Annotated in this window: 11 protein-coding genes and 2 tRNA genes; 11 read left to right on the top strand and 2 right to left on the bottom strand. The window is 44.8% G+C overall.

The window, feature by feature from the left end; all coding sequences use genetic code 11:
* Positions 1 to 94: 94 nt before the first annotated feature.
* The 6 genes from tsaD (at position 95) to OGH69_RS14845 (ending at position 5,366) form a co-directional block, all read left to right on the top strand.
* The gene (tsaD, locus tag OGH69_RS14870; protein ID WP_265175275.1) at positions 95 to 1,117 is read left to right on the top strand and encodes a tRNA (adenosine(37)-N6)-threonylcarbamoyltransferase complex transferase subunit TsaD; all 1,023 of its coding nucleotides are present in this window, start codon (positions 95 to 97) and stop codon (positions 1,115 to 1,117) included.
* Positions 1,117 to 1,824 (top strand): 16S rRNA (uracil(1498)-N(3))-methyltransferase, encoded by a 708-nt coding sequence (locus OGH69_RS14865; RefSeq protein ID WP_265175274.1) that lies wholly within the window; start codon positions 1,117 to 1,119, stop codon positions 1,822 to 1,824. Before tsaD ends, OGH69_RS14865 begins: the two co-directional genes overlap by 1 nt.
* Positions 1,825 to 1,886: 62 nt before the next feature.
* Entirely contained in the window at positions 1,887 to 2,525 is a 639-nt protein-coding gene (locus OGH69_RS14860; protein WP_265175273.1) for a DUF4159 domain-containing protein, read from the top strand.
* A gap of 1 nt (position 2,526) precedes the next feature.
* Entirely contained in the window at positions 2,527 to 2,976 is a 450-nt protein-coding gene (locus tag OGH69_RS14855) for a GNAT family N-acetyltransferase (protein WP_265175272.1), read from the top strand.
* A gap of 131 nt (positions 2,977 to 3,107) precedes the next feature.
* Positions 3,108 to 4,190: an AI-2E family transporter gene (locus OGH69_RS14850; RefSeq protein ID WP_265175271.1), complete on the top strand. Its 1,083-nt coding sequence runs from the start codon at positions 3,108 to 3,110 to the stop codon at positions 4,188 to 4,190.
* 3 nt (positions 4,191 to 4,193) lie between these two features.
* Positions 4,194 to 5,366, top strand: coding sequence for a class I SAM-dependent methyltransferase (locus OGH69_RS14845; RefSeq protein WP_265175270.1), 1,173 nt, complete (start codon positions 4,194 to 4,196; stop codon positions 5,364 to 5,366).
* A gap of 4 nt (positions 5,367 to 5,370) precedes the next feature.
* Here OGH69_RS14845 and OGH69_RS14840 read toward each other — a convergent pair whose 3' ends face one another.
* Positions 5,371 to 6,807, bottom strand: a complete 1,437-nt coding sequence (locus tag OGH69_RS14840; protein WP_265175269.1) for a PQQ-dependent sugar dehydrogenase — start codon at positions 6,805 to 6,807, stop codon at positions 5,371 to 5,373.
* A 117-nt stretch (positions 6,808 to 6,924) separates the two neighbouring features.
* Here OGH69_RS14840 and OGH69_RS14835 point away from each other — a divergent pair, with 117 nt between their 5' ends.
* The 5 genes from OGH69_RS14835 to OGH69_RS14815 all read left to right on the top strand — a co-directional run bounded on the left by OGH69_RS14835 (position 6,925) and on the right by OGH69_RS14815 (position 10,403).
* Entirely contained in the window at positions 6,925 to 7,494 is a 570-nt protein-coding gene (locus OGH69_RS14835) for a hypothetical protein (RefSeq protein WP_265175268.1), read from the top strand.
* Positions 7,495 to 7,638: 144 nt separating this feature from the next.
* A tRNA-Ser gene (locus tag OGH69_RS14830) sits at positions 7,639 to 7,722 on the top strand.
* 12 nt (positions 7,723 to 7,734) lie between these two features.
* Positions 7,735 to 7,809 (top strand) — tRNA-Pro (locus OGH69_RS14825).
* A 299-nt stretch (positions 7,810 to 8,108) separates the two neighbouring features.
* Positions 8,109 to 9,368, top strand: coding sequence for a site-specific integrase (locus OGH69_RS14820; RefSeq protein ID WP_265175267.1), 1,260 nt, complete (start codon positions 8,109 to 8,111; stop codon positions 9,366 to 9,368).
* A 9-nt stretch (positions 9,369 to 9,377) separates the two neighbouring features.
* Positions 9,378 to 10,403, top strand: coding sequence for a PDDEXK nuclease domain-containing protein (locus OGH69_RS14815; RefSeq protein WP_265175266.1), 1,026 nt, complete (start codon positions 9,378 to 9,380; stop codon positions 10,401 to 10,403).
* 190 nt (positions 10,404 to 10,593) lie between these two features.
* Here the strand turns inward: OGH69_RS14815 and OGH69_RS14810 are convergent, their stop codons facing one another.
* Positions 10,594 to 11,481 carry an alpha/beta hydrolase gene (locus OGH69_RS14810; RefSeq protein ID WP_265175265.1) on the bottom strand — a complete coding sequence of 296 codons (888 nt, stop codon included), beginning with the start codon at positions 11,479 to 11,481 and terminating at the stop codon, positions 10,594 to 10,596.
* Between the last annotated feature and the right edge of the window lies 1 nt (position 11,482).

Genomic DNA, 11,482 nt, shown 5'->3' with positions numbered 1-11,482 from the left:
TGATTAAAGGCAATTTAGCAACAAAAGTAGGAATTTTTACTGTTGTTAAATTTGCTTTAACCCTTTTTTATAACTCAAAATCCGTGCCTTAATTATGCCAGGGAAGCATGTTTACATTTTAGCCATCGAAAGTTCCTGCGACGATACCGCTGCGGCCGTCCTGCAGGACAGTAAAATGCTTTCTAACGTAGTAGCAAGGCAGGGTGTGCACGAGCAATATGGGGGCGTTGTCCCTGAGCTGGCATCGCGTGCCCACCAGCAGAATATAGTACCGGTAATTGACGTGGCGCTGCAAAAAGCAGGGATTGAAAAATCGCAGCTTTCGGCAATCGCGTTTACGCAGGGGCCGGGCCTTATGGGCTCGCTTTTAGTAGGAAGCTCCTTTGCAAAATCGCTGTCTTTAGCGCTAGGCATCCCCCTGATCGCTGTAAACCACATGCAGGCCCATATACTTGCCCACTTTATCGACGAGGAAGGCTTCGATAAGCCGGAGTTCCCGTTCTTGGCCATGACCATCAGCGGGGGGCACACACAAATCGTAAAAGTGAATAGCTTTTTCGACATGGAAGTGATAGGCGAAACTACCGATGATGCCGTGGGGGAAGCGTTCGACAAAAGTGCCAAGATACTGGGGCTGCCCTATCCGGGTGGGCCGCTGGTTGACAAATATGCCAAAGAAGGCAACCCGAAAGCCTATGCCTTTACCAAGCCTAAAGTGCCCGGGCTGGATTTCAGCTTCAGCGGGCTCAAGACGCAAATACTTTATTTCGTGCAAAAGAATGTAGCTGAAAACCCTGATTTTATCAAAGATAACATGGCCGACATCTGTGCGTCGATTCAGCACACCATCATCAACATACTGATGGACAAGCTCAAGCTGGCCGTGAAAGAAACCGGCATTAAGCAGGTGGCCATAGGCGGCGGTGTATCGGCCAATAGCGGTATACGCGGCGCTATGAAGGATGCCGAAACGAAATACGGATGGAAAACCTTCATCCCCAAATTTGAATATACGACCGATAATGCCGCGATGATAGGCATCGTAGGGTACCAAAAATACCTGCAGGAAATGTTTAACGATGCTTCGGTGGCATCCAAAGCCCGTATCGAACTATAATGCAATTATTCTACAACCCCGACATACAGCCCGGCGACAGCACATTTACCTTTGATAAGGAGGAAAGCCGCCACATCGTAAAAGTACTCCGCAAAAAAGAGGGAGACAAAATACATATTACCAACGGCAAAGGACAGCTATTTACCTCGGAAGTGCTTTTTGCCAATGAGAAAAAGTGCGGGGTAAACATCATTGCCGAAGAGAGTTTTGAACCCACCTCCTACTCCCTGCACCTTGCCGTAGCGCCAACCAAAATGAACGACCGCTACGAGTGGTTTTTGGAAAAAGCCACCGAAATAGGCATACATGAAATAACCCCCCTCATCTGTGAGCACAGTGAGCGCACCAATTTCAAGGCCGACCGTTTTGAGAAGATACTGCAAAGCGCCATGAAGCAGTCGGCACAGTTTTACCTGCCCAAGCTGAACGAGACTGTTCCGTTCAGCGCTTTTGTAAATGCACAACGGGAAGGGCAGCTGTTCATCGCCCACTGCGAGGAAACCGATAAAAAACTCCTTAAAACAGCCCTACAGCCCAAACAGCAGGTCACCCTCCTCATTGGCCCGGAAGGCGATTTCTCTACAAAGGAGATCAAGCTGGCAATGGATAAAAATTATATTCCTGTTTCTTTAGGCAATACACGCCTGCGTACTGAGACAGCGGCTGTTGTAGCGGCACATAGCGTGGCGTTTGTGAATGAGGGGTAATGAGGACAAAAAATAACTTTGTTTTCCTATATTTACATTCCAATTTTCCACGTTACTACAGCATGAAAAAACTTCTCTACATATTACTACTGTCACCTGCCCTGCTGCTGGCACAGGAAATAGCCGTCCTTAAATATTCCGGCGGGGGCGACTGGTACGGCAACCCGACCTCGTTACCCAACCTGGCCAAATTTTGCAACCAAAACATCAATACCAAAATAAACACCAAGACCGCTACGGTAGAAGTAGGTAGCGCCGACCTGTTCTCCTACCCTTTTGTGCACATGACAGGGCACGGCAACGTTGTGTTCAGCGATAATGATGCTGCCAACCTGCGCAACTACCTTACGTCCGGCGGCTTCCTGCACATTGACGACAACTATGGTATGGACAAATTCATCCGTAAAGAATTGAAAAAGGTTTTCCCGAACAACGAATTGGTACAGGTCCCCGTTAACCACGAGATATATAAGGGGCCATTTGCGTTCCCTCAGGGCATGCCGAAAATACACGAGCATGACAACAAACCGCCACAGGCCTGGGGCATTTTTGTAGAGGGACGACTTGTACTGCTTTATACTCTGGAAACCGACCTTGGTGACGGCTGGGAAGATGCCGAAGTACACAACGACCCGCGCGAGGTAAGGGAAAAAGCCCTTAAAATGGGAGCCAACATACTTAATTACGCTTTTAATAACTAAAGTGACAATCCAAAGAGCCCTTCCGTCTGATCATATAATCCTTACCCGGATTACCAAGCTGTCGAAAGCCTATTGGGGCTATTCGGCAGAGCAGATGGAGCAATGGGAAACAGTACTGACCATTACCCCCGAATATATCGCTGAAAATGAAACCTTCAAACTCGTTTCCGGCGATGAGGCCACCGGTTATTATTCCATTATAAAAAGCGGCGCAGAAACACTTAAGCTGGATAACCTTTTCATTTTGCCAGGGTTTATCGGAAGCGGTTGCGGCAGGATTCTTATGGAACACCTCTTTGCGAAAGCAGTTTCGGAAAGCTACACATCAATCATTCTGGAGGCCGACCCTAATGCCGAATCTTTCTATTCAAAATTTGGTTTCTCCGGTATCGGGCAGGTGGCTACCTCAACGCCCGGACGCATTTTGCCTGTAATGAAAAAATTGTTATAACCTGTATGTCATCAGGTTTTTCCGTAATGAACCTGAAATTATAAAAATGTCCTGCCAACTCTTAATCTTGTATTAAAACGGCAATAATCCAGGTTTTTTTCATACATTCGGTAAACAAAATTTAACAATCCATGCTTACCTCAAAAATTATCGCCAACGGTATATTGCGCGCCGTAGCTATTGGTGCAGCAATATATGTAGGATTGATGTTCCTGTATAAAATCCAATCGGTAATAATTTATTTATTTGTTGCCCTCATCCTGAGCATGATCGCCAGCCCTATAGTGCAGTTTTTAAAACGAAGGCTTAAGTTTCCGCATATTCTCGCGGTGATTACCACCCTTGTGCTTTTTTTAGGGATGCTTGTTGGGTTTGTATGGCTATTTGTACCGCTGATTATCTCGCAAAGCGAAAACCTTTCCCTGCTGGACACCGCACAACTGGAACAAAATATCAACAGCATATTCCAACAGGTTGACAATACTTTTGGCATTGACACTAAAAAATTAATGCAGGAAGCGGATGTGACTTCAAGAATCAACTTCAATTTCATTCCCAATTTCATCAACTCGCTCCTGGGGATACTGAGCGGATTCGGCATGGGGCTGGCTTCAGTACTGTTCATTACATTCTTTTTCCTCAAGGACAGGGAGCTATTTACCGCGAGTGCCAAAAAAATACTCCCGGATGCCCATGAAGAAAAGATACTTATATCATTGTACAAAATCAACCACCTGCTGAGCCGCTATTTTATTGGGCTCATTGTACAGATGACCATACTTTTCATCATGTATCTAACCGTTTTGCTGATATTTGGTGTGGAAAACGCCTTCATAATTGCCTTTATTACGGCCTTACTCAATATCATCCCTTATATTGGCCCGATAATAGCGACAGCTCTTGTGGTAATACTCACCCTGCTTGGCCACATTGGCCCTGATGATCAGGCTACCATGTTCTCCACAACATTGTATGTAGTCATAGGCTACTGTGCGGCACAATTTATAGATAACAATATAAGCACCCCACTCATATTTTCAAACAGTGTCAATTCGCACCCGTTGGAAATATTTATCGTAATTTTGGCCAGCGGTTTTGTTTTTGGGATCCTGGGCATGATTATAGCCGTGCCGGTGTATACCATCTGCAAAGTGGCCGCGAAGGAGTTTTTCCCCAAAAACCCGGTAGTCAGGATACTCACAAAAGATATTTAAGGTTTGTTTTCACAGCTTTTAGACCCAAAGGTCCAGCAATTCATAAAAGATACTACCGGCAGCCCGGTAGACAAGCTCGCACTGCAAAAGAACCCATTCCCACAATTGCAATGGGCCGATGTGCTGAACCAGATTTCGGCAAGGGCAAAGGCAAAAGACAAACTACCCACATGGTTTGAAGCGGAGTGTATAATTTACCCGTCCAAAATATCGGTAGAGCAAACTTCATCTGAAGCTGCTGCCGAATATAAAGCCGGGCTGGTATCGGGTGAGAGCCTCATCGATTTGACCGGGGGGTTTGGCATTGACGATTATTATTTTTCTAAAACAGTTGGGCATGTTACGCATTGTGAGCTCAACCTCGAACTTTCAGCCATTGCGAAGCATAATTTTGAAGTATTGGGCGCTGATACTATCCAATGCCTGCCCGGGGACAGCCTTGATATCCTGAACCTGCTGGACAGACAATGGGAGTGGCTGTACATTGACCCATCGCGCCGGAGTGATGCGAAAGGCAAGGTTTTCCTGCTCAAAGACTGCCTGCCCAATGTACCGGCATTACTCGACACCTATTTCAAATATACAAACAACATCCTCATCAAAACCGCTCCCCTTCTCGACATCAGCGCCGGGCTGGGCGAACTGCACCCGGTAAAGTCCATACACATCGTGGCTGTGAACAATGAAGTAAAGGAACTGCTTTGGGTGCTGCAGAAAGGTTATTATGGGCCTCCAATGCTGTATGCCGTTGACTTAGGTAAAAGTGACCGTGATGTATTTGAATCGGTGTATGACAACACGGATGAAGCTTTTTATGAGCTGCCGCAAAAATACCTTTACGAACCCAACAGCGCCATCATGAAGTCGGGTGCATTTGATTCTGTGAGCCGCCATTACAACATTGCCAAACTGCACAGGCACACGCAGCTTTATACTTCGGATGAACTTATTGACTTTCCGGGAAGGCGCTTTGCCATCACCGAAATCATCCCTTTCCAAAAAGCCGCAATGAAGCAGTTGGAAGGTAAAAAAATGAATATTACCGTGCGCAATTTTCCCATATCGGTAGAAGAGCTCCGCAAAAAATGGAAGCTTAAGGACGGCGGGGAGGCTTATGCTTTTTTCACTACCACTAAAAAGGAGGAGAAAGCGGTCCTGCTATGTTCAAAAATTTAGCATTTTACTGCACCGGAACCAGCTTATAGATCGCGGCGGCAGGCTCCTCAACAGCCACATAGATAAACCCATCGGGCGCCATGCGTACATCGCGTACACGGCCTATGTTTTTCAGCAGCTTTTCCTCACCAGTGATTTTTGTCCCGTCGAGATAGGACAGGTTAAGGTACTGGAAACGCAGTGAACCCGACAATACAGCACCTTTCCATGGTTTGTATTTATCACCGGTAACAAACGTCAGGCCCGACGGCCCAATGGACGGTATCCAGTAATGTTGCGGATCGGTGATGCCCGGTGCCGTAGTTTTATCAGTTATGGTAGTGCCATTGTAATTGATGCCATAGCTTGTTAGCGGCCAGCCGTAGTTTTTGCCCGGTTCAAGTATATTGATCTCATCGCCGCCGCGGGGGCCATGCTCGTTTTCCCAAAGCTCTCCTGTAACAGGGTGCAGTGCCAATCCCTGTGGGTTGCGGTTGCCATAGGTATACAGCGAGGTTGCTTTGCCCGATTTATCCTTAATCGGATTATCTGCGGGAATGGTTCCATCATCATTGATGCGGTGTATTTTACCCAGCTGATTGTTATCGGTTGTTTGCGGGTTTTCGCGCTCGTTACCGCGTTCCCCAACCGAGATGAACAAATGGCCTTTGCCATCGAAAACCAGGCGGCTGCCATAGTGGTGGCGTGTGGATTGGTAGGGCTGGGCTTCAAAAACTATCTGTTGTTCTGATAATCCGCCGCGTCCCAACTTAGCACGCATTACGGCTGTGGTGGCCAGGCGCTTGTTATCAGGGTGTGGCTTGGAATAAGAAAAGTAGACCCATTGGTTTTTAGCAAAATCAGGATGGATGGCAACATCGAGCAGTCCGCCCTGCCCTTCGGCAACTACTGGCGGCACTCCCTTAATTTCCTGTTTTTGCTTATTGAAAGCTTTATACATTTTGCCACCGCGTTCGGTAACCAGTATCCCGCCATCAGGCAGGAATGCCATTCCCCACGGGATATGAATACCGGTAACCACAGGTTCAAGCCTTACGGTAAGTTTTTCACTTTTAAAAATATCCGATTTTGGCCTGTCATCAAAGTCATACTCTTTGCGCTCTTTTATTCCTGTCAGGATATATTGGGCCAGTTCCTCAATTTCCTTATCGCTGAAAGTTTGTGCAAAAGCAGGCATGCCATCATCGGGCCAGCCGTTCTTTATGCCCTTAACAAGATCGTCCAGGCTGCTGCCGTGCTTCCAGTTCCGGTCAACAAAGGCATTCATCTTCTCGCCATGGCAGCCTGCACAATAGGCCGCATAGTTTTCCTTTGGCCCTTCATTTACAGAAACGGAGCCTTTTTCTTTATCAACAGCAGTATAGGGCTTATTGTGCTTAATGCAGCATATGGAGGTAAGCGCGGCCAGCGTAAGTCCGGGCAGTAACAGGTAGCTTTTCATGATATGTTTCTTGGAACGATAAAGCTACTACTTTCCGTATGAAATAGCAACCGCCTCAAAATTAAATTTGTGTTGGCATTACATTTGTAGCTATATTTGGCACCATTACTATAAACAATGAAGAAACTTTTATTATTAGCCTTTGCATTGGCCGCTCTTGCAGTGAATGCCCAAACTGAATGCAAGACCACCGAAGAAAAAAATGAAGACGGCACGGTTGTAAAATCAACTCCCGACCATATGATGTATGAAAAGGTATTCGCAGGCACCTCGCAATTCTTGTTCTTTTCGCTCTCCAGCCACGATGGCACCCCCGTGCTCAATTTCCAGCTGCTTGCCAAAAGCAAGGATTTTCCCAAAGTCTACTGCCTGGATAAGGCATCACGGATATTCATTCAGCTTACCAACGGCAGGATAATTACCCTTATAAGCGCCCTGGAAGAACAGTGTTCGGGACTGGTATATGATTCGGCCGAAAAGAACAACATAAGGATACTTTCGGGTATGTTCCTGTTCACAAAAGGGTCTTTGGAAGAGCTGGAAAAGAATCCCATATCATTTATCAGGGTCAAGTATGCTACCGAAACGGTTGATTACCCGGTAAAGAAGGAACTGAACAGCGAAACAATGGCTACAAAGTATTATCCTGAGAGCTATTTCATCAATACGCTGAAGTGTATTCAATAAAAAGGCAAATGTATTACCCTGACTGCTAAATACTTTAAAAATACATTTCAAAAAAATCAAAAAAACCTTAAAAAATAGTTGCAGATGATAATATCAAAAGTTACATTTGCAACCGCAAAAAAGGCTAATTGCCTTGTGTTAGCAGGAGAGGTGCCGGAGTGGTAACGGAGCAGATTGCTAATCTGTCGGCGTGCAAACGTCGCCAGGGTTCGAATCCCTGTCTCTCCGCTTTTTTCTTTTCGGGGTGTAGCGTAGCCCGGTCATCGCGCCTGGTTTGGGACCAGGAGGTCGCAGGTTCGAATCCTGCCACCCCGACTTTGAAGTCTTTCATTGGCTTCAGTTGGCCCGCAAATACTCAGTATTTGCGGGCTTTTTCATTTATACCCTAAAATGAAAACAGCATTTATATCAGTATTTTTGTGAGTAATTAGGTGAGTAAATTTCAATGCGAAAAAATTTACTCACAAAAACAGGGTTAAAAAATTGAATAACAAATTATTACAGCGATTTTTTAACATTTATTACTGCCAAATGTAGCCTCTTGAAGCCGCTCACGATTCGCAAGCCTTTTGAATCGGTACTTAATGTCATGTTTAATTTAAACCACATTTGGTATGAAGAGCACAAACACCTTTGGTATCCAGTTTATCATAAGGATTCCAAAAAATGAAAAAGCAACAGAGGCAACTGTCTATGCGCGAATTACTGTAAACGGCCGAAGGTCCGAAATTTCACTTAAGAAAAAGATTGACCCAAAATTCTGGGACGAAGCCAAAGGACGCGCTAAGGGAAAAAGGGATGAAAGTGCCGGCCTTAACAACTACATCGAGCGAATCAGGAGTATAATAGCGGAAGGCTACCATAACCTTATACAGGAAAGAAAACCAATTAATGTTGACAGTGTCAAAGCGCTGTTTACAGGCCAAGATGAAGATGCTATAACAATTAAGAAACTTTTTGAATACCATAACCAGGAGGCAGCTTATAAACTTGCACCGGGTACTATGAAGAATTACGGGACGACACAACGCTATATCGGGAAGTTCCTGCGAGACAAATACCACCGCCATGATATACTGCTCTCAGAGCTCACCTACCGCTTTTTACTGGATTTTGAAAGCTATCTCAGGTCGTACGTACCAAAAGACCACCAGCAGCGGCTACACAACAATGGCATAATGAAGCACATTGAGAGGCTCCGTAAGATGGTGAACCTGGCCATTAAGCTCGATTGGCTCGAAAAAGACCCTTTTGCAAATTTTAAAAAACATTTCGACAAAGTAGAGCGCCAGTGCCTGTCCTCTGAAGAACTCTCGCTATTAGAGAAAAAAGTATTTAAGATTGAAAGGCTAAGAAACGTTCGGGACATGTTCCTCTTCTGCTGCTATACAGGGCTGGCATTTATAGACCTTGCCGGCTTGACGCCTGATAATATCGTTAGCGGTATTGACGGCGGCTTGTGGCTTTACACGAGCCGTGCAAAAACCGATACCAGCGTCCGTGTACCTATTTTACCGCAGGCTAAGCGAATTATGGACCAGTACAAGGATAACCCCAAAGCGCAATCAATCGGGACGGTCTTTCCCGTGCTTTCCAACCAAAGGATGAACGGCTATCTTAAAGAGATTGCGGACATATGCGATATTTCCAAAAAATTAACCTTCCACATAGCCCGGCATACTTTTGCAACTACTGTAACGCTCAGCAATGGCGTACCGATCGAAAGCGTATCAAGGATGCTTGGTCATACCAGCATAAGGACAACACAGCTATACGCAAAGGTCCTTGAGAAGAAAGTAAGCGAGGATATGGGCAGGCTTAAAGAGCGTCTATGTGGAAATGAAGCCGATAATTTAGCTATTGCCAAATCTTAATACAGAGCCATGGAACCTACAGCAACAACTCAGCTGGCGCAGAGGATCTCTGAGCTGCTTACTGAAGCAAGGGGCAGGATTGTCCAGTCGGTAAACCATACGATGGTTTTGACGTATTACGAGATAGGGCGAATGATAGTTCATGAAGAGCAAAATGGCAATGAGCGGGCTGATTACGGAAAGCAACTCATAAAAACGCTGTCAATAAAGTTAACGGCAGATTTTGGAAAGGGTTTTTCGCAACGAAATCTGGAGCAGATGCGACAGTTTTACCTTGTATATTCAAAAGCGCAGACACTGTCTGCGGAATCTGAGGAGGATAATAAACCTGTCAGAAAATTTCAATTAAGCTGGTCCCACTATCTAAAATTAATGCGTATTGAAGATGTATACGAAAGGAACTTTTACGAAATCGAATCTTATAAAAACAACTGGAGTCTTAGGGAATTGGAAAGGCAATACAATACGGCACTTTATACACGTCTGTCGTTGAGCAGAAATGGATCGCAGGTTCGAAGGCTAGCCAAAGAAGGCCAACTATTGCAAAAGCCCCAGGATGCCATCAAGGATCCTTACATCTTAGAATTTATCGGCCTGCCGGAACAATCAACTTACTCTGAAAGCGAATTAGAACAGAAACTTATTGAGAAACTGGAACATTTCATGCTGGAACTTGGGACCGGGTTTACCTTCGTAGCGAGGCAACAACGTATTAGTTTTGACGAAAAGCATTTCAGGATAGACCTAGTTTTCTACAATCGGATCCTTAGGTGCTTTGTACTGATTGACCTAAAAATCGGCGAACTTAAGCATCAGGATATAGGGCAAATGCAGATGTACGTTAATTTCTATGACAGGAGAATGCGGCTTCCTGAGGAAAATAAAACTATTGGTATTATTCTATGTCAGGATAAAAGCGAAGCGGTTGTGGAATTTACGTTACCTGAAAACAATCAGCAGATATTTGCAAGTAAATATACGACGGTGTTGCCAAGTAAAGAAAGTCTGGCACAGATAATCATAAGCAAATCATGACTGAAACGGTATTATTCCTACAAAATTCTATAGCACTTTTGTACAAGCCTAATTACTGAAGATGTCAATATATAGCTCCACAAGTTTTGACAAGCAACACAATTATTATAATTATTTAGAAACTTATAGTAAAAGGTCTCACACTAATTATCGGGGCGGCTCCTGCTATAATACTTAGCTCGAAAGCTGCTTACATTATTCTGCTTTTTACTTCACGAGAATGTGGAAGCGTTCGCTTTGTTATTGTTCTTATGTCCGAAATTCTGGAATCGGGAATCCTCGGTAACAATGCGCCGAGGTTGAGAAATTTTGAAGCTTCGCTGGCTGCAAATTCTTTTTTTTCTAGATTTTCGTCACTTTTTCCCCAATAATCTGAATGACCGGCATCCCGATTTTCTTTTTGAAGGACAGGAGGATACAACGATCCGCCTTCTGTCCAATTCGCTCTCCCTAGAGCAATGGGAAAAAAGCCTTCTCCTGCTGCGGTTTGACCTGCAGGAAAAGCATAATGCAAAACTATGTCTTTTCTGGAATAAAGACTTAATGCACTATGGAAAGCCTGAAGGGCATTCCTTAATTGCTGTCCCGTACTAATATATTTCGTAGGTACTGCTCCGGCCATAAACACAACCTTGCCAATCACAAGCCCATTGAGATTCCCCTGGCTGCTCCTGATCTCTTCCAATGCCTTCATAGTTTCGAGAGTTAGGCGGCAGCCTAGTGAATGGGCTACAAAATCTACTTTTAAATATCCCATGACCTTTGCAGCATTGCATAAGTCCCGTGCCAATTTAGGAGCAACCTTCTTTGCTTGGCTTATCGCCTGCATATAATATAACGCACCTTGCCAACTAGACCCAGGCCAAAAAACCTGTAGTAGATTAGCATTGACAGAACTATTCTTTTTTATGCACTCAACAAATCGCCGATAGGCGCCCAAAGCATCGTCTTGGTCATTATTGTAACCATGAATGAGGAGTACTAACGATTGATGTGCTAAAGCAGTTTCGGGAGTTAATTGTCCGCTTTCACGAACTCTTTGCCCTTCACCCCAATAATTTATTGACGCTTCATTCATA

Origin of the sequence: Flavobacterium sp. MFBS3-15 (assembly GCF_026107645.2) — a bacterium.
GTDB lineage: Bacteria > Bacteroidota > Bacteroidia > Flavobacteriales > Flavobacteriaceae > Flavobacterium.
Note: the sequence above shows the minus strand (reverse complement) of the source record. Positions and strands in the feature narration are given on the sequence as shown.